This is a genomic window from Nostoc sp. C96 (assembly GCF_059384975.1).
On record NZ_CM182020.1, the window covers coordinates 4598420 to 4618026 of the forward strand.

General features: G+C 44.2%; 12 protein-coding genes. 4 read left to right on the forward strand and 8 right to left on the reverse strand.

What is annotated here, in order from left to right; translation table 11 throughout:
* Nucleotides 1-28: 28 nt before the first annotated feature.
* From AC504W_RS19650 to rpsT, 5 genes are all read right to left on the reverse strand, one after another.
* A complete protein-coding gene (locus tag AC504W_RS19650; protein ID WP_096579136.1) occupies nucleotides 29-4093 on the reverse strand; it encodes a DNA-directed RNA polymerase subunit beta'' in 4065 nt (1354 codons plus the stop codon).
* Between the two features lie 92 nt (nucleotides 4094-4185).
* The gene (locus AC504W_RS19655; RefSeq protein ID WP_096579138.1) at nucleotides 4186-6063 is read right to left on the reverse strand and encodes a DNA-directed RNA polymerase subunit gamma; all 1878 of its coding nucleotides are present in this window, start codon (nucleotides 6061-6063) and stop codon (nucleotides 4186-4188) included.
* 134 nt (nucleotides 6064-6197) lie between these two features.
* Complete coding sequence (gene rpoB / locus AC504W_RS19660) at nucleotides 6198-9497, reverse strand: DNA-directed RNA polymerase subunit beta (protein ID WP_103126748.1); 3300 nt, start codon at nucleotides 9495-9497, stop codon at nucleotides 6198-6200.
* A 730-nt stretch (nucleotides 9498-10227) separates the two neighbouring features.
* Entirely contained in the window at nucleotides 10228-11010 is a 783-nt protein-coding gene (locus AC504W_RS19665; RefSeq protein ID WP_494873919.1) for a TatD family hydrolase, read from the reverse strand.
* 83 nt (nucleotides 11011-11093) lie between these two features.
* On the reverse strand, nucleotides 11094-11378 hold the full coding sequence (gene rpsT / locus AC504W_RS19670) for a 30S ribosomal protein S20 (RefSeq protein WP_103126749.1): 285 nt from the start codon (nucleotides 11376-11378) through the stop codon (nucleotides 11094-11096).
* Between the two features lie 550 nt (nucleotides 11379-11928).
* Between rpsT and hisD the strand changes: the two genes are divergently transcribed.
* The gene (gene hisD / locus AC504W_RS19675) at nucleotides 11929-13230 is read left to right on the forward strand and encodes a histidinol dehydrogenase (RefSeq protein WP_494873920.1); all 1302 of its coding nucleotides are present in this window, start codon (nucleotides 11929-11931) and stop codon (nucleotides 13228-13230) included.
* 199 nt (nucleotides 13231-13429) lie between these two features.
* A complete protein-coding gene (locus AC504W_RS19680; protein WP_494873921.1) occupies nucleotides 13430-13855 on the forward strand; it encodes a universal stress protein in 426 nt (141 codons plus the stop codon).
* Between the two features lie 65 nt (nucleotides 13856-13920).
* On the opposite strand, the gene AC504W_RS19685 is transcribed toward AC504W_RS19680, so the two are convergent.
* Complete coding sequence (locus AC504W_RS19685; RefSeq protein WP_494873922.1) at nucleotides 13921-14310, reverse strand: hypothetical protein; 390 nt, start codon at nucleotides 14308-14310, stop codon at nucleotides 13921-13923.
* 135 nt (nucleotides 14311-14445) lie between these two features.
* Here AC504W_RS19685 and hslO point away from each other — a divergent pair, with 135 nt between their 5' ends.
* Together hslO and AC504W_RS19695 are read left to right on the forward strand one after the other, a co-directional pair.
* A complete protein-coding gene (hslO, locus tag AC504W_RS19690) occupies nucleotides 14446-15351 on the forward strand; it encodes an Hsp33 family molecular chaperone HslO (RefSeq protein ID WP_494873923.1) in 906 nt (301 codons plus the stop codon).
* A 236-nt stretch (nucleotides 15352-15587) separates the two neighbouring features.
* Complete coding sequence (locus tag AC504W_RS19695) at nucleotides 15588-17654, forward strand: chromosome segregation ATPase (protein ID WP_494873924.1); 2067 nt, start codon at nucleotides 15588-15590, stop codon at nucleotides 17652-17654.
* A 75-nt stretch (nucleotides 17655-17729) separates the two neighbouring features.
* Here the strand turns inward: AC504W_RS19695 and AC504W_RS19700 are convergent, their stop codons facing one another.
* Both AC504W_RS19700 and AC504W_RS19705 read right to left on the reverse strand, forming a co-directional pair.
* A complete protein-coding gene (locus tag AC504W_RS19700) occupies nucleotides 17730-18680 on the reverse strand; it encodes a hypothetical protein (protein ID WP_494873925.1) in 951 nt (316 codons plus the stop codon).
* Between the two features lie 423 nt (nucleotides 18681-19103).
* Nucleotides 19104-19583: a DUF2267 domain-containing protein gene (locus AC504W_RS19705; protein ID WP_494873927.1), complete on the reverse strand. Its 480-nt coding sequence runs from the start codon at nucleotides 19581-19583 to the stop codon at nucleotides 19104-19106.
* Nucleotides 19584-19607: the final 24 nt, after the last annotated feature.

The window sequence follows — 19607 nt, forward strand, 5'->3', positions numbered from 1 at the left end:
CCTTTTGTGCTAATTATGAACTTTCGATTTACATATCGAAATCATCATCATCATCGTCAACTTCCTCATATTCATCTTCTTCGTCATCGGATACGAGGTCATGGACTTCATGGACTCCATCAAGAATCAAATCATCTTCATCCAAGATTGAGCCTGTGCGTCGGCTACCATAAGTACCTTCGGTCAGAGAAGGTGTATCTAAATTGTAGGCACGAGCAGTGCGATCGTCTAACACCATATCTAGTGGATCATCTACCTCATCCAGAACGCTGGTGGTGTCCAGAGTTGCGTAATCTTCGAGCGCACCGGGTTCATCGTATGTATTGTATCCCGTACCCGCCGGAATCAAGCGTCCAATAATTACGTTCTCTTTTAGACCCCGCAGCCAGTCAGATTTTCCTTCAATTGCTGCTTCCGTTAAGACCCTGGTAGTTTCTTGGAAGGATGCAGCTGAGATAAAGCTGTCTGTGTTCAAGGATGCTTTGGTGATACCCAATAGTACGGGTGTGTACTGCGCTCTAGCACCACCTGTAATTGCCATTGCTTCGTTGACTTGTTCAACTTGGCGCAACTCTACCAACTCCCCAGGCAGCATGGTGGTATCACCACCATCATCAATCCGCACTTTGTTGGTCATCTGGCGGACAATCACTTCGATGTGTTTGTCCGCAATATCAATACCTTGGGATTGATACACCAATTGCACTTCGTTCACCAAGAATGTTTGCACTTTCTGCAAAGCATGGCTGGCGCAAGCGTAGACTCCATCTTCAGAACCCAAGCTAAAGAAGATTTCTAGGATTTCGTGAGGGTTAGATGGGCCATCAGTGATTGGTTGTCCGGCTGCTACGTGATAACCATCAGGTACTATCAAGTTTTGTCCTGGGCCAAGGGGATAGTCGGTGACTACACCATTGGATTCTACAATTTTCACGGCGATCGCTTCATCGCCATCACCATAAACAACCTTGACTTCCCCAGCGCGGCGGACTAAGACGCACGCTTCTTTTGGTTTACGAGCTTCCAGCAGTTCTTCAATCCGCGGCAAACCTTGAATGATGTCTCCGGTTTTAGCTCGTTCAAATACCAACAGCACTAAGTTATCACCGCGCTGTACTAAATCGCCGTCTTCTATCTGCAACACTGCACCAGGACTGACTCGGTAGGGACGACCAGCACGAATAGTTACAGTATAATTCTGCGTACTCAGGGCTGATTCATCACCAGCCGATGCTGGAGCCGCAGCTTTAATATCTACAATTTCCCCAGATTCTTCTGCAAATACTCCCGGAGTAATTTCGGCACCTTCTACCATCAAATCCCCAACTTTGACCTTGGGTTTAGAGGCAGTTGTCATCGAAATCATATCGCTGTGACGCAATACTAAGCAACGGCGTACAGTTTCTGTACCTTTTTGTACACCCCGAACAATACCCCCTTCTTTACACAAGATTTGGGTACTGGCGACTACAGCACCAGGAGCAATGGTTTGACCATCTTGTACTTGCAGCGCTGTCTGAGTACTACCTTGGGTAGCATCAGCAACAATGTCCCGCCGAATAACCAACGATTCCAAAATTACTAGCTGCAAACGCTGTATATCTGGATCTTGTAGATCAGGAACCAATTCAATATCTGCTGCTAAAGGAGAAGCATTATGGTCTTGTTCACCTTCTTGCTCAATTTCCAACACTAGTTGAGTGCGTAACAGTTCCACGCCTTCTACAGATTTGACGCGTTCCGCATCTTTGTAAGGTAGACGCTGTACTGCTCGCAGTTGAATTGAACGTCCGGTTTGCTGACTCACAGATGTGGTGGAAGGTACATCTGGGGTGTTGGGTACGGCAAATTCCACTACAGGACGACTTAACAAGGCTGGGCCTTCTGGAGATTCTACATACTGGATGTAGCGCAATTCCGTGAAGGTTTGTCCCAACAATTCTTCACCAGGCTGAACAAAGGTGTTATCTCGCCCAATGACCGCTTCTGGATCATCAACCATGAGCAGTTCGCCGGGTTTAACTACCACTTCCCGCAGAATGTCGTTTTTCTGGGTAACTTCTACTACACCGCTGTTTTGGCAGAAGATATCTTTCACAACTTCCGAGCCAGCTTCAACAAACTGACCATCTTCCACTAACAGCAAGGAGATATCTTTATTCACCTCGTGGGTTTCTTCGGGAATCCACAACATTGTGCCTCCCTGTACCACTTCATAACCTTGTTTGGCTTTGCCTTTCTTCTGGACTTCTAGTCCGGCGAATTTCAAAAAGCCACCAGTGGTAGTGCGATAGCGGTCATCAATTAATTCGGCTACTACTTGACCATTTTGCACTTTTGTGCCTGGGGTAGCTCGGAGGTTGAATTCCTGGTTGTTGCCAGTGGAGATGAGGTAGTTGTTCCGCCCTTGAGAACTGTTAACGGTAACAGCTGCTTGGTCTAATACTACTGAAGCTGTGATGATTTCAATTTCTCTGGTACTCTTACCAGGAGTAGCTTCTGGTAAACGCACCACACCACCATGCTGACTGGTGAGCCTGGTTTCGGCTAAAACGCCGTTCGTAGCGATGCGATCGCCATTATTCACTACCAATTCTGCACCAGGGGGCAAGTTATAAACTTCCCCAGACAAAATCCAAATCAAACCACCTCGTGATGCGGTGGTTGTGGTGTTACCTTGACGGTCTGTTTTTTGTTCAGCAACGACATCGGCAAATTTGACTTCTCCGGCTAAGTCAGTGGCCACATCTTTGACCGCTTTTTCGGTGTTGGTACGAGTTGTCCGACCACCAATTGCGACTTCTGCCAGTAATTGTCCTAGTTTTACCTGTTGACCATCAACTATATATAGTGTGGAACCTTGGGTAACTTGAATTTCTTGGGCAACTGGAGTTTCTGAACCTTCTTTCTTGGGTTCTAACATCAAGATGCCGTTAGCTTCCACATACAAAGCATCTTCCCCGTGGCGGGTACGGTAGGGTCTTGTCCGCAATTTGCGCGGAATCTTAACTGTCCCAGCCATTTTTGAGCGCACTTGCTGGGCTACTTCTCCGGTGAACACACCCCCGGTGTGGAATGTCCTCATGGTTAGCTGAGTACCGGGTTCCCCTATACTTTGGGCAGCGATGATCCCCACAGCTTCGCCCAAATCCACCATCTTGGCGTGAGCCAAACTCCAGCCGTAGCAATGTTGACAAACAGAACGTGCAGCTTCACAGGTGAGGGGCGATCGCACCACCACTTGTGTTACCCCAGCTTTTTGAATTATTTTTGCCAAGTCATCAGAAATGGGGGTGTTGCGTGGTGCTATTACTTCTTTGGTTGTAGGATGTACTATATCCTCTCCCACTACCCGTCCCATCAAGCGTGTTGCTAGAGGAATCAAGGTTTTGCTACCTTCTGTCATCGACTGTAGCGCTAGACCTCTGCTAGTACCGCAATCGAATTCTCGAACAATCACATCCTGAGATACGTCAACCAGACGGCGCGTCAAATAACCAGAGTCAGCCGTCCGTAGCGCTGTATCTACCAATCCTTTACGCGCACCGTAAGAGGAAATAATATATTCTGTGACAGTCAAACCTTCTCGGAAGTTGGTTTTAATCGGTAAGTCAATAATTTCCCCTTGGGGATCTGCCATCAGTCCCCGCATCCCCACTAACTGACGGACTTGGGAAATATTACCCCGCGCCCCAGAAAACGCCATCATGTACACGGAGTTGAGGGGATTAGTTTTCTTGAAATGGACAACTACCTCGTCTTTGAGAGCTTCACTAGTACCATTCCAAGTATCAATTACTTTTTGGAAGCGTTCAACTTCAGTGATTTCTCCCCTCTGGTAACGCGCTTCTGTTGCCCGAATTTCTTCTTCTGCGGCTTCTAGAAGACTGCGCTTACTCGGTGGTACCATCAAATCATCCACACTGATTGATACCCCGGCTCTAGTAGCATAACGGAAACCTAAATCTTTCAGTTTATCCGCCATCACTGCTGTTCGCGCCGTCCCGTAGTGCGTAAACGCCCAAGAGATGAGATTTCTCAGTTGACCTTTATCAACTACGCGATTGCGAAAAACTTTTTTTTCGTTAGTCATTAGTCATTAGTCCTTAGTCAATAGTCATTGGTCAAGAGTCAACAGTCATCAGTCAAATACTTTTGACTTTTGACTTTTGACTTTTGACTTTTTTAACTTGCTAGTGCTTCCTGAATGGCATTGTTGTAAATGACACGTCCAGGTGTTGTGCGTATATACTGAGAAATCAAATTTCCTTGGGAGTCTTCTCGAACTCGACGGAACTTATACATCAATGTTCGAGTACCGTCATCATTATTGGTTACTTCCAACGGTTCTGTATCGGGTTGATCTGACTCCAGTTCACCATCAAACCGCACGTAGATGTAGGCATGTAAATCTATTTCCCCTTGCTCAAACGCCATAATTACATCCTCTAGGGACGCAAAGTACTTACCAGCACCTTTCGTAGCGTGAGGATTTTCTGCGGTTAAATAGTAGGCCCCCAATACCATATCTTGGCTGGGTGTAATAATTGGTTTACCTGTAGCTGGCGACAAAATGTTATTTGAAGCCAACATCAATAACCGCGCTTCTGCCTGACTTTCTAAAGATAGTGGTACGTGTACCGCCATTTGGTCTCCATCAAAGTCAGCGTTAAATGCCGGACACACCAATGGATGCAGTTGAATTGCTCTTCCTTCCACCAAAATTGGTTCAAAGGCTTGAATCCCCAAACGGTGCAATGTCGGTGCGCGGTTGAGCATCACTGGGTGTCCTTCGATCACCTCTTCCAGTACATCCCAAACACTGGGATCATTCCGCGATATCAGCTTCTTGGCAGCCTTAATGTTATTCACCATTCCGCTGCGAATCAAGCGGTTGATCACAAATGGTTGAAATAGCTCAATTGCCATTTCTCTGGGTAAGCCGCACTGGTGAATATTCAGTTTCGGCCCCACCACAATTACCGAACGTCCAGAGTAGTCAACCCGTTTACCTAACAAGTTTTGCCGGAAACGTCCTTGCTTACCCTCAATAATGTCAGATAAAGATTTTAGTGGTCGGTTATTAGCACCAACTACTGTCCGACCCCGACGACCGTTATCAATCAGTGCGTCTACCGCTTCTTGCAGCATCCGCTTTTCGTTCCGCACAATAATTTCTGGTGCCAAAATTTCTTGTAGGCGAGCCAGACGGTTGTTGCGGTTGATTACACGTCTGTATAAATCATTCAAGTCACTGGTGGCAAACCGTCCACCATCGAGTTGCACCATTGGGCGCAAATCAGGGGGAATCACGGGGATAACTGTCATTACCATCCACTCTGGTTTAGAACCAGTCGCAATGAAGTTATCAATTACCCGCAGGCGCTTAATCAGTTTTGCTCGTTTTTGTCCTTTAGCTGTACTAATTTCTTCGCGCAGACTTTCTGCTTCTTGCTCTAAATTAATATCAGCTAACAAGCGCAGCAGTGCTTCCGCACCAATACCTACCTCTACTCCTTGTAAGGTAGAGTCTTCGCTATAAATTTGGTCTTCAATTTCCAACCACTGGTCTTCACTCAGTAGTTGCTTATAAGTTAAAGTTTCGGCATTGCCAGGGCTGAGAACAACATACGAGTTGAAATAAACTATTTGCTCTACATCCCGCAAAGGCATATCCAACAGGATGGCAATATAACTGGGAATACCTTTGAGATACCAAACGTGAGCTACAGGTGCTGCGAGTTTGATATACCCCATACGATGGCGGCGCACCCTAGATTCTGTGACTTCTACACCACAGCGTTCGCAAACAATACCTCTGTGGCGGACTCTCTTATATTTACCACAGTGACATTCCCAATCTTTTGCGGGGCCAAAGATGCGCTCACAAAATAAGCCATCCATTTCTGGCTTCAAAGTCCGGTAATTAATCGTTTCTGGTTTGGTGACTTCACCTACTAATTGACCATTGGGTAGGGTGCGTTCGCCCCATTGCCGAATGCGTTCTGGTGATGCCAAGCCGATTTTTACGTAGTCAAACTGATTAGTTTGGGCTGATCTCATTTCTTTATTATTAAGTTCAAAGTTATGAGTTATGTAAATACACGAGGTTCTAAACCCGTGTTAGGAAAGATATTTAGTTTTAGAAGGGAGCGGGGAGAAGAAAACTTCAAAATTTTCTCCTCTCCATTCCCTTTTTACTCGTCGTCTTCCAATGATTCACGGGAAAGAGATTCGTAAGTAGGTCGTGGGGGTGTGCGTCTGGCGGCTTGGTCTGCCATTAAATCAACTTCTACGTCTAAAGAACTACCGTCTGCTTGGGTTTCTACTTTATGAACAGCAATATCTAATCCCAAGGATTGCAGTTCTCGCATCAACACCTTAAAGGATTCCGGTGTTCCTGGTCGAGGAATCGCCTTACCTTTAACGATCGCATTTAAGGCTTCATTTCGTCCCTGCATATCGTCGGATTTGACTGTCAGCAATTCCTGCAAGGTGTAGGCTGCACCAAAGGCTTCCAATGCCCACACTTCCATTTCTCCAAATCGCTGACCACCTTGTTGCGCTTTACCACCCAAGGGTTGCTGAGTAACCAAGGAGTAAGGGCCTGTAGACCGAGCGTGAATTTTATCATCCACTAAATGCACCAGTTTCAACATGTAAGCCACACCTACTGTGACTGGTCGGTCAAAGGGTTCACCTGTACGACCGTCAAACACCATGATTTTGCCGGGATCATCTGGGTTATATACCCAGTCTCTACCTGTTTCGTCCCGCGCTTCTTGCAATTTGCCATGCACAATTCTGCGGGATGACTCTTCGCCGTACATTTCATCGAAGGGAACTATCTTAAACCGCACTCCCAAGGTATGACCAGCCCAACCCAACAGACATTCAAATACTTGTCCCACGTTCATCCGGCTAGGTACGCCCAAGGGGTTGAGTACTATGTCTACGGGTGAACCATCTGGTAAGTAAGGCATATCTTCCAGGGGCAATATCCGGGAAATAATTCCTTTGTTGCCGTGGCGACCTGCCATTTTGTCTCCGACTTGAATTTTCCGTTTTTGGGCGACATACACCCTCACTACCATATTGGCTCCAGGTGGTAGTTCATCGCCTTGTTCACGAGTAAACAAGCGCACATCAACTACACGACCTTTTTCACCGTTCGGTACACGCAAAGAGTTATCGCGTACATCCCGCGCTTTTTCACCGAAGATGGCACGCAAGAGTTTTTCTTCTGGTGGTTGGTCAGATTCACCTTTGGGTGTAACTTTACCGACTAAGATGTCTCCTGATTCTACCCACGCCCCAATGCGGATAATGCCTTGTTCATCTAACTGGCGCAAAGCATCTTCCCCGACGTTGGGAATTTCTCTAGTAATTTCTTCTGGGCCTAATTTTGTTTGTCTAGCCTCAATTTCATATTTTTCAATGTGAATTGAGGTGTAAACGTCATCTTGTACTAGTCGTTCAGAAATCAAAATTGCGTCTTCGTAGTTATAGCCTTCCCAAGGCATATAAGCGACGACAATATTTTGTCCCAGTGCCAATTCACCACCTTCTGTGGATGAACCATCTGCTAGTACTTGTCCAGCCACAACTCGTTCACCCATTCTGACCAAGGGTTTTTGGTTTAAACAGGTATCTTGGTTAGAACGTTGGTATTTAGAAACGGTGTATCTAATTTCTGGTGCATTTGGTTTGGGACGGACGCGAATTTCTGTCGCGTCTACATAGGTAACATCGCCGTCAGTTCGGGAGACAATTACCATCCCAGAGTCTCTCGCGCCTTGAGCTTCTAAACCAGTTCCTACTAAGGGACGCTCTGGTTTGAGCAAGGGTACTGCTTGACGTTGCATGTTAGAACCCATCAGCGCTCGGTTAGCGTCGTCATGTTCCAAGAAAGGAATCATGCTGGTTGCTACCGATACAATCTGCACTGGGGAAACCGCTACGTAGTCTACCTGTTCTGGTGTCGTGGTGGAGAATTCTTGGCGGTAGCGGACTGGTACTTGTGGCCCAATAATGTAGCCATTTTCATCAACTGGAATATCTCCTGGTGCTACCCGCAGATCATCTTCTTCATCGGCGGTCATGTACACGGGTGCTAGGTCAAATCTGACCCGTGCGTTTTCTACTGGTCGGAATGGTGTTTCTAAAAACCCGTACTGGTTAACGCGTGCATGGGTCGCCAAGGAACCAATCAAACCAGCGTTGGGGCCTTCTGGAGTTTCAATGGGACAAATCCGTCCGTAGTGGGAGGGGTGAATATCCCGCACCGCAAATCCTGCCCGTTCTCTGGTCAAACCACCAGGGCCTAAAGCGGAAAGTCGGCGTTTGTGTGTCAGTTCTGCCAGAGGATTGGTTTGATCCATGAACTGACTTAATTGGCTGGAACCAAAGAATTCTTTGATAGCTGCGACTAATGGTTTGGGGTTAACCAAAGATGCTGGTGTTAAAACTTCGGCATCAGATACAGTCATCCGTTCGCGGATAATCCGTTCTAAGCGGTTTAAGCCAACTCTTACTTGGTTTTGCAGTAATTCGCCCACACTTCTGACACGGCGATTACCCAAGTGGTCGATGTCATCTATGCTACCGATGTCATATTCTAGGTTGATTAGGTAATCGACTGCTGACAAAATATCGCCAGGAGTCAGGACACGCATGGTGTCAGGAACTGACAACCGGAGTTTTTTGTTGAGTTTATATCGACCAACACGACCCAAGTCATAGCGTTTCGGATCGAAGAACCGGGAGTCTAGGAGTTGTTGTCCACCTAATACGGTTGGTGGTTCACCGGGACGGAGTTTACGATACAACTCCATCAGGGCTTCTTCTTCTGAGAATTGCCCTTCTTTTTCGATGGTTTTTTGGAAATATTCTGGGTGGCGGAGGGCATCAAAAATTTCGTTATCCGATAAACCCAAGGCTTTCAGCAGTACCTGCGCTGAAAGTTTCCGGGTTTTGTCGATGCGTACCCAAACTAAATCATTTCGGTCTGTTTCAAATTTTAGCCATGCACCTCGGTTAGGAATGAGGCTGGCTGAATAAGTCCGTCGCCCGTTTTTATCGATTTCTGATTTGTAGTAAACCCCTGGCGATCGCACAATTTGGTTGACAATTACCCGTTCGGCTCCGTTAATAATGAACGTGCCGCGATCGGTCATTAACGGCAAATCACCAATAAATACTTCTTGTTCTTTAATGTCCCCTGTTTCTTTGTTCAATAGACGTGTGGGGACATACATCTGCACTGCATAAGTACTATCTCGCCGTTTTGCTTCCTCAACGCTGTACTTTGGCTCCTTCAGTTTATAGTTATGTCCTAAAAAATGCAGTTCGAGTTTACCTGTATAGTCTGTAATAGGACTAAAGGAGTTCAGTTCTTCTATCAACCCTTCTTCTAAAAACCAGCGAAAGCTTGATCGCTGAATTTCAATCAAGTCGGGTAACAAAAAGGCGGGTTCCAGATATTTGTCGTTATTCATGCCTCTACCTTTGTCAACCTGGTTAAACTTTTAGAGGACACTGCTGTGGGACGGTTCCTGCTACTAGCCAGTGTCCGTATTTGTTGGGGAACTTCTCCTTGTGCCACCTGTTATGGATTTATGCAGCTAACCGCAGCATTTTTTTAATCTGGACAGGGTGATTTTGACAAGGGGGGTAAACGCCCTTGCAAGTCATCAATAGCTGTTAAAACCCAGCTATTAACTTGATTTCTCAACTTTGCGTTGAGATATTTCTGCATTTGCTTTACTTTCCTCACTTCCCCTCCCAAAAGCGCGTAGATTAGCTTACGCATCTCAAAATTGTTGCACCTTTAAATACACCGGTTATCTTGACGGCAATATCAAAAGATAATGATAATCAGCCGGATGATATGGGCGTTGAGTCAAAATGGCTATATTTTGGTGGGTTTTACTCACAAGATACTTACTTTTAACAATTTTCTATAGTTTTAGATACAAAGCAGGGTAAATTTTGCCAAATTTTAGGTCAATGTTGGTTGTCACGGTTATTCATTTATGCCGAGCATCCGTATGTGGAGAGTGGAGGATGGTCAAGTTGATAACAATAAATAAGCTTAAAAGTTTTTTGTTTCTTCCTTTATCATTATGACGCAAGCAAAATGTTTTGGAGGGATTAATATTAACATATTTTTATCCTCCTGAGCTTTTAATTATTTTTACCACACCCTGCAATCGCCATATTTGACTTTTATAAAGCCAAACCAAATAATTTACAGGCATTTTGCGTGGTTTGGTGGGCGATCGCTTCTACAGTCTCTCCCCGCAATTCGGCTAATTTTTCCGCTACATAGCGCACATAAGCCGGTTCATTGCGTTTCTCACCCCGTTTGGGAACAGGAGTCAAAAAGGGACAGTCTGTTTCGATTAATAAGCGATCGCTACTGACCATCGCGGCTGAGGCGTGAATCTCTTTAGCGTTTTTGAATGTGACAGTCCCGCTAAAGCTAATGTAAAAACCCAGGTCAAGGAACCATTGGGTTTCTTCTGGTGTTCCACCCCAGCAGTGCATTACACCCCGAATTCCTCCTTGGATTTCCTGCCATTTTTGCAAAATTTCCCTGACATCACTGGCCGCATCACGACAGTGAATAATTACAGGGAGGTTGAGTTCAGAGGCGATCGCTAATTGCGATTCAAAAACTAGGCGCTGTTGCTCATAGTTTTCAGCTTTGTAGTAATCCAGCCCCATTTCTCCAATCGCCACTAATTTTGGTTCGGAACTTGCCAAGGATTTAATTGTCTCGGCTGTATCACTTTGCCATTTTTCGGCATCCAAGGGATGCAGTCCCACGGCAAAACTCAGTTCGGGAAATTGGTGAGCAATAGTTTGAATGCTGGAAAACTCTGATGGTTCAACACAGGAGTGTACTAATCGCACTACCCCCGCTTCTTGCCATCGCGATCGCACTGCGGCTAAATCTGGCTGGAAGTTATCAAAGTTAAGATGAACGTGGGTGTCAATTAGTTGCATTTTAGTCAAATGTCAATGATCAATAGTCCAGAGTTAATAACTAAGACTTTGGACTATTGACTTTGGACTAATTACTGTGGTGTTTAGGTGACTGGCTTGAGTTTATGAGCCAATCTCGATTTTTTCCTAGCCCCATTGTTGGGGTGCAGAATGCCCCGCTTGACAGCTTTATCGATTTTGCTGTAAGCCTCAGCCAGACGCTCATCTACTTGTTGTTTGAGTTCGGGCGTAGGATTAGCCGCGTAGGTTGCTACCACAGTCAAGTATTTTTTCATCAGCGTCTTAACAGCTGATTTGTAGGTTTTATTCCGCAGCCGATTGCGTTCGGCGATATTGGCGCGTTTGAGAGCAGACTTTGTATTCGCCACAGTCGATTCCAAAAAGACTATTGATATGTACACACACTACTAGATTTACTAATATAGCATTCATCTTGCCAATGTCAGAATTTCTCAAAAAAATATTGAGACTGAGTTCAAGACTCAAAGGTATTGGGAAATGAGCCATTCTCTGGCAATTTTTTCAGTAGATTTAATTTGTATGCCAAACCAAGTAAATAAGCTAAAATAAGGTACTTCAATAAATTATCTACCTAACTAACTACCACCTGAACCAGCGGTGTGACTGTCAATGTTATTTCCGAATCAGGCTGTATTGTCAGTAGACAGGAACTATAAATATAAACTTCAGGTGTTTACGTGTACACAAATCATACATTGCTTTTGTAAGCATGTTAAAACCTGAGAAATTTCCTCATCTAAATTAAGTAACCCATGTGCTGGCAGCCTTGGGAGTATCAAAAAAATCCAGGTTAAGCTAGAGATGAGAATCAAAGTAAAGCTTGCCCCTTTTGGGGGTCAAGAGCAAGACTAATTCTCAAGCGGGAATAATCTAAAATTTTGGCATTTTCCTTACTCCATGCTGCGAATCATTACTCAGCAGGCAGACGTTAAAGCAGAACTACAACGTATCTGCGATCGCACCCATGACGAACAGGTGGTTCACAAAGAAGCAACGGTGCGGGAAGTGTTGCAAGCTGTGAAGCGCCAAGGCGACAAAGCTGTGTTACATTACACTGCTGAATTTGACAACCAAACCTTGAAGCTGGAAGAACTGCGCGTTACGGGTTCCGAACTAGATACAGCGTACCAACAAGTATCTCAAGAATTGCTCCAAGCAATTCAGTTAGCTGCTCGTCAAATTGAAGCATTTCACCGTCAGCGAGTCCCCAAAAGCTGGGTAAACTTCGGAGAAGATGATGTGGTGTTGGGTAAACGCTACACCCCTGTAGATCGAGCCGGGATATATGTACCTGGTGGTCGTGCAGCTTATCCGAGTACGGTGTTAATGAACGCCATTCCAGCAAAAGTGGCTGGTGTACCACGAGTTGTCATGGTAACACCACCAGGGGCGGGAAAAGTCATTAGCCCCGCTGTACTAGTGGCGGCCCAAGAAACAGGAGTGCAAGAAATTTATCGCGTTGGGGGAGCGCAGGCGATCGCAGCTTTAGCTTATGGGACAGAAACAATTCCGAAAGTCAATATAATTACTGGCCCAGGCAATATTTACGTCACCTTAGCCAAAAAACTTGTCTATGGCACTGTGGGCATTGATATGCTGGCGGGGCCAAGCGAAGTGCTAATTATTGCCGATGAATTTGCCAATCCGGTGCATGTGGCTGCTGATATGTTAGCCCAAGCCGAACATGATCCAATGGCAGCAGCGATTTTGCTGACCACTGATCCGGCTTTGGCAAAAAATGTCCAAGTCGCCGTTGAAAGACAGTTAGTTGATCATCCCAGACGGATAGATACCGAAAAAGCGATCGCTCACTACGGCTTAATTGTGTTGGTAGAATCTCTCGAAGCAGCCGCAGAACTATCCAATGAATTTGCTCCAGAACACTTAGAGTTAGAAGTTAAAGACCCTTGGGCAATTCTGCCCCAAATCCGCCACGCTGGGGCGATATTTTTAGGTTACTCTACACCAGAAGCTGTAGGTGACTATTTAGCAGGGCCAAACCATACATTGCCTACTTCGGGCGCAGCCCGATATACTTCGGCGTTAAGCGTGGAAACCTTTCTTAAACATTCTAGTATTATTCAATACTCACCAACTGCCTTGCAAAAAGTCGCAGGTGCAATTGATTCCTTAGCCACAGCAGAAGGCTTACCTTCCCATGCTGATTCAGTCCGGCGGCGGATTCAACAAGATGAGTAATGGGGAATGCTTAATTTTTTCCGATACTTTTAGCAAATAGTATTCTTGGGCTGCACACTTAAAGATTAAACTGTATTGCTGAAAAGCGATGGGCGATCGCCCAATATACATAACACAAGATAAACTTTAGTTTCCATCAATAAGATTATTGGTGTCAGTACTAGAGTTTCAGGGGTCTACTTTTGAGGAGACAAGGGCAGTGCTAAACAATATTTTGATAGCTCTGGATGGTTCGGATATTGCAGAACGCGTAATTCAAGTTTTGGATAATTTGGTATTATCACCCGAAACCAAAGTCGTTCTTTGTCATGTGTTTCCCACTCCAGATTCAGATATGGAACTACCCGCAGATCGCCCTCATCCTGAATCTCCCACTTTGTCTTATTTCCAAATTGAAAAACAGCTGCAATCTTATCAAGAAAAATTATCTATTCAAAGCGCAGTAGAGTTGGTAACAGGCGAAGCTGCGGATGAAATTATTCGCCTAGCTAATATTTACAAAGCTGATTTGATTATTATTGGTAGTCGCGGATTAACTGGGATGAAGCGCATTGTCCAGGGTTCTGTGAGTAGTCAAGTAGTAGAAGAAGCTAATTGTTCTGTATTAGTGGTTAAGTCAAAGTAAAGGTTAAAGGACATTAGACAATGATGAATGAATTAAGCCTGTCTAATGTTCAATCTCTATATTACTTACCTTTTTTCTGCCTGAGCCAAAAACTGCCGCAAGCTTAATAAACTCAAGGTTTGACCTAAATTTAGGGGTAAGAGCGAAATTCCTTCCAGGCGGGACTGTACCCAACCTTCGCCCCAGTACCATTCATGGAAGCCATCGATACCGCCACTGAGTAGTAAACGCACACAATTAGATTGAGCTACATCTACTTGATGGTGAATAGAAACAGGGCCTGTCCAGCTTGTAAACTGGAATCCAGGATAAATTTCTTCGGGCATTCCGGGGTTAAAACGTTGTCCTAAGAGCCATTTTTCTAATTGTGCAGGACGTAGCAAGCTATCACCAATGGCGCTGGCTGATGCTTCGATTTCTATCCGCAGTTGACTTTGTTGAAAATTACCTAGCATTTTTTATGTGATTTTTTAATGAATCGTATTTCTAGTATTACAAATGCGATCGCTACTTATCATCAACTCACCTGGATGGTAACTGAGAACTTAGAATAGAAAAAGTGAAGTTGTTAAGAAATGTAAGGTTTTTTCATGGCGGATCAGTTAATTCGCGCAACAGCAGCTGAAGGTGGGATTCGTGCGGTGGGTGTCATCACTACACGCTTGACAGAAGAGGCTCGACAGCGTCACAAACTTTCTTATGTGGCAACAGCTGCAATGGGAAGGACTATGGCAGCAGGCTTATTGATGGCTTCTAGCATGAAGCGTCCAGGATCGAGAATTAATATTCGAGTCAAAGGCGATGGCCCTTTGGGTGGTATATTGGTAGATGCAGGTTTGGATGGAACAGTCCGGGGTTATGTTAGCAACCCGTCTGTAGAACTGCCGCCCAATGCTAAAGGTAAACTTGATGTCGGCGGTGCAGTAGGTAGTGGCTACCTCTACGTTGTTCGGGATATTGGTTATGGCTATCCCTACTCTAGTACAGTAGAACTTGTTTCTGGAGAAATTGGTGATGATGTGGCGCATTACCTAGTAAATTCTGAACAAACACCTTCAGCTTTAGTCTTAGGGGTATTTGTGGGTGCAGATGGCGTAACGGCTGCTGGAGGGTTGCTAGTGCAAGTTTTACCTAAAGCAGCTAGAGATGAAGCCCTAGTTACAACCTTAGAATCACGGGTGGCTGCCTTATCAGGATTTACCCCATTGTTGCAAGCTGGTAAGACACTACCAGAAATTTTTGGTGATCTTTTGGGCGATATGGGTTTGTCGATATTTCCTGAAACCCAGATGTTGCGCTTTAATTGCGGTTGCTCTTTTGATCGGGTGTTAGGCGCACTTAAGATGTTAGGTGAAGCTGAATTACAAGACATGATTGTCAAAGACGATGGCGCTGAAGCTACTTGTGATTTTTGTGGCAGAGTATATCAGGCAAGTATTGACCACTTAGCTCAGTTGATTGTTGATTTACAGGCAGAATCTTCTGTTGGAAAATAAAGTATAAAATAACACTGAATTTTTCAAAGGTTAAAGGTATACCAGGAGAAAGTTCTGATAAACAGTAGCTTTTTAACAATGAGAAAGTTACTATGGCAACAACTGAATTATTGACCTAGAGTTTCTTAATGGTACAAACAGCCCCCAGATTTATCTGTGGGGTCAATCTAAAATCCAAAATCCAAAATTGTTTGGCCTAGAGCCAATCGCTATTTAATAAATTTTTGGTGTGAGAGATGACAGAGCGGGATATTCCAGAAGGTTGGTCTCCAGCCAGAGCCAGAGAGCCAGATCACACAAACCGAACACCAAACATCGGTGAAACGCAAGCATTTGGCATCCCAGCTACTGGTTCTACCTCTAAGTCAGTGAAACAACAAACAGAAAATAATCCAGAAGGATTACCCATAATAGATCATCATTCCGCCCAAACTATTCCCCCCAGCAAACGTTCTCGGCCATTGCGGCGCTGGATGAAAAGTTGGGTATTATGGTCAATATTGTTAGCGTTAATTCCCGGCAGTATAGGGTTTATCGCAATGGCAATGCTGTTAAAGTTGCCTGCTGCCCCAAACTGCCCGTCTATTTTTTGGCCTTTAGCCAGTGCTTCGGTGCGGTTGCACTGCGCTCAGTTGGCAGCTTCTAAGCAGACGGTAGATGATTTATTACAAGCGATCGCCTTAGTTAAACAGTTACCACAAAACCATCCTCTGCGCGGAGAAATTGATCGGTTTGTCGAGGAGTGGTCACGGGATATTTTACAGTTAGCTGATCAAAGTTTTCAAGCGGGAGATTTAGAACAAGCGATCGCCACAGCCCAAAAAATCCCCCAAGACTTACCTGCATATAAGTTAGTTGACGAAAAAATTGCCAAGTGGGAATCTATCTGGTCTAAAGCAGACGGAATTTATCAAGCAGTACAAGAAGAATTGCAGCAAAGACGCTGGCAATCAGCATCACTACTGGCAGCGAAATTACTGCGTATAGATAATAAATACTGGTCAAGTACTAAGTATGATCAAGTCAACCGATTGATTGTATCAGTGCGGGAAGATGGAGATAAGTTAGATAAAGCTGATAGTTTAGCAAAAACCAAAGTCGTAGATAACTTATTAGAAGCAATTAAAATTGCGGAAGCGATTGGCAAAGATAGCTATTTCTATGAAAAAGCGCAGGAGTTGATTCCTTTATTTGGGCGCAAAATGTTGGAATTAGCGCAAGCTAAGATGGATGCACGGGATGCAGATGCAGCCTTAGATATTGCCAGACAAATTCCTGATAGTACCAAGTTACAAGCAGATGTCGAAGACTTTATTTCTTTAGCAGATGCACAAAGAAGTGCTTGGATAGGTACAGTTTCTAGTTTAGAAACAGCGATCGCTCAAGCGCAAGAAATTGACCCTTCCCGACCAAAATATAACAAAGCACAAGACTTAATTACTCGTTGGCAACTGGAAATTGAAGACGTTGCTCGCCTGGAAAAAGCACGGACACTAGCAAGCCAAGGTACAATTAACGACTTAGCAGCAGCAATTATTGAAGCACAGCAGATTCCCTCTAACAATCCCCGTGGTTCAGAAGCTAGGCAAGAAGCAAACCGTTGGCAAGCTCAAGTGGAGACAATTGAAGACCGTCCTTACTTAGAACGTGCAGAACAATTGGCATTACTAGAAGACATCAACTCCTTGCAGGCTGCAATCTCCGAAGCCAGTCAAATCCGTCGGGGTCGAGCATTATATTCCGAAGCACGCAAAAGAATTAACAGTTGGACAGCTAAAGTACAACGCATTCAAGATCAGCCATACTTAGATCAGGCGCGAGATTTAGCCCAAACCGGAGATTTAAATGCTGCGATTAATGCAGCGCAAACAATTGCCTCTTCTGGAAGAGCGCTTTCTGGTGAAGCTCAAGCAGCTATTGATGATTGGCGAGGTCAAATTCGCGCTAAAGATAACTGGAAGCGAGCTAGAGAAGTTGCAGTAATTGGAACACCAGATGGGTTGCTGGAAGCGATTCGTTTAGCGGATAAAATACCAAGTAGTAATATCCTCCGTTTAGATGCGAATGTAGCGATTGACCAATGGAGTCAACAGTTACTAGACATTGCTCGCTCTCAAAGTAGTTCTAATCTCAGCAAAGCCATTGAAACTGCTCAGTTGATTCCTAGAGGTACAACTGCTTACAACACAGCACAAGAACAAATCAGAAATTGGCAGCAATTATTAAATCCGCAACCCGTTCCTCAACCTGAGCCTGTATTGCCTCAGTCATCAACTCCAGAGGGTACTAATTTGCAAAACTAGGGAGTGGGGAGTAGGAAAATACTCAATATGAAAGTTTATATATCCTAAAGATTTTTTCCCTACTCCCTATGAAAACTAATTCAAGAATACTGAACCGTTTTGTTGAATTCGCATAGCCTTAGTATCTTGAGCTAAGTCAGTAGCTTCATTCAAAGTTACTTCTAACATTCCTGGTTGTTCAGCAGACGCTTGGGGTGTGACTAACAATAGTCCACCGTCTTCTCTTTGGAATGTAACGGTAACTGGGGCGCTGATACCTTGTAACATAACATTTGACTTACCTTCTAGCGATCGCGCTTCTGTATCGCCAATCACTTGGTAAGTTACTTTAGCTCCAGTATCATTAATCAATTTCACATTAACTTTACCATTGGCAAGAGCGATCGTTGTACTAGGTGTTTGTTGTTGAGATGCTGAAGGGGTTTGATTTGTGGTGGTTCCACTTGTAGAACTTTGCGGAGTTACAGGTACACCTTGACTAGATGTTTCCCCTTGAGATGGCACAGTTGTTTGAGGTGTAATAGTTTCACTTGTAGAACTTTGCGGAGTTACAGGTACACCTTGACTAGAAATGTTTCCTTGCGGTTGCTGTCCTTGGGAGAAAGCGTTAGGCGGACATCCTTGAGGTACAACATTTCTACTATTGAAAGGTTCTTCATAGTAAATCCGGGGGCAAGGATTAATTGCACTTGCACCAGCCTGTGGTGTTTCACCACCTACACCTGCTTGGTATGGACTGGATGTAGTTGTGGTACGAGCCGTAGGCAGAAGGCCTTGATTAGCTAGTCTTTGAGTGAGTGCATTAGGCGGACATCCTTGCGGTACTATAACCCGACTGTTGTGGGGTTCTTCATAAAAAATACTAGGGCAAGGGTTAATTTTAGCAGTAGACTGTTGCGGTGTTACAGAAGTTGGTTGTTGTGCTACTGCTGTTTGAGAAATTGCAGGCACACTAATCAATAAACCTCCGCAAACAGCGCCGAATATCTCAGTAAACTTGCGTAATTTTTGATAAGTCATATTCATTCTTAACTCCTGAGCAAATTGAGTAGTAGCTGTCTGAAAACTTGAGAAAATAGTGAATTCAATTTAAATGAATTCAGCAGTTATAGTATTAGTTCGTGACTGAAAATTTTATTTTGATTAGATAGAGTAATCAATCCCAAACTTTATTTTCATACTTGCATATTTTTGGATAAATACAATAAAGATGAAGCTAATTAATCAGTCTTAATTCAAGGGTAGTTTTTTTGACTTACAATCATTAAATTTAATTGTTAACTTGTTTTTTTGTATCTAGCTAGAGTGTTGAAATATCAAGAATTAAATTACTTCTAGAGTGGGATATTAGCAATTGCACTAAAACTTTGATAAATAATATTTGAGTTATAAATTGCAAGTAAATTACAATTCATAACCCAAAAACTTTAGCCAACTATATTGAAGAATCTAAGCTTCTTCCCAAAGTTGACGAACTCTATCTGGTAGCCAACTAGCAATTTCTTCAATTCTCTCTGCTGATAATTCATCCTTAGTCGCAGAGAAAACTGCTTTAACCACTTGCTCACGGTCTACATTTGGTGGCATAGTGCCTTCATTCGCTACTCGGAATAAAAAGCGATCGCTATCAATTTTAAAAATGCCAGGGCCTTGCCAAGGTGGACGTACACGGCTCAAAAAGCTCACAATCGGATTTGTATCATGCCACAGTTCGGCAATTTCCATTTGCAGAGATTTATCGTCAGTTTCTTCGGCTGGTTTGTGTAGTTCTCCTTCAACGCGGTCAGCCGCTTCTGTAGTCATCAGGTCACGCATAACCCTAAATACTACCTCTGTAATATCTCTAGCATCGTAAAGGTCAGCTAAACCACTGTTTTGTTTCACCTTTTCTAAAAAAGGTAAATTTTTTTCTGCAATAGGAGTTTGCATCTAATCTCCTCCAATAAATTTATT

Excerpts from the sequence above, each read along its gene's own strand:
- hslO (WP_494873923.1), top strand. The coding sequence starts at position 14,446 with ATGGCGGATCAGTTAATTCGCGCAACAGCAGCTGAAGGTGGGATTCGT.
- rpoB (WP_103126748.1), bottom strand. The coding sequence starts at position 9,497 with ATGAATAACGACAAATATCTGGAACCCGCCTTTTTGTTACCCGACTTG.
- AC504W_RS19665 (WP_494873919.1), bottom strand. The coding sequence starts at position 11,010 with ATGCAACTAATTGACACCCACGTTCATCTTAACTTTGATAACTTCCAG.
- AC504W_RS19650 (WP_096579136.1), bottom strand. The coding sequence starts at position 4,093 with ATGACTAACGAAAAAAAAGTTTTTCGCAATCGCGTAGTTGATAAAGGT.
- AC504W_RS19700 (WP_494873925.1), bottom strand. The coding sequence starts at position 18,680 with ATGAATATGACTTATCAAAAATTACGCAAGTTTACTGAGATATTCGGC.
- AC504W_RS19695 (WP_494873924.1), top strand. The coding sequence starts at position 15,588 with ATGACAGAGCGGGATATTCCAGAAGGTTGGTCTCCAGCCAGAGCCAGA.
- AC504W_RS19685 (WP_494873922.1), bottom strand. The coding sequence starts at position 14,310 with ATGCTAGGTAATTTTCAACAAAGTCAACTGCGGATAGAAATCGAAGCA.
- AC504W_RS19705 (WP_494873927.1), bottom strand. The coding sequence starts at position 19,583 with ATGCAAACTCCTATTGCAGAAAAAAATTTACCTTTTTTAGAAAAGGTG.
- AC504W_RS19655 (WP_096579138.1), bottom strand. The coding sequence starts at position 6,063 with ATGAGATCAGCCCAAACTAATCAGTTTGACTACGTAAAAATCGGCTTG.
- hisD (WP_494873920.1), top strand. The coding sequence starts at position 11,929 with ATGCTGCGAATCATTACTCAGCAGGCAGACGTTAAAGCAGAACTACAA.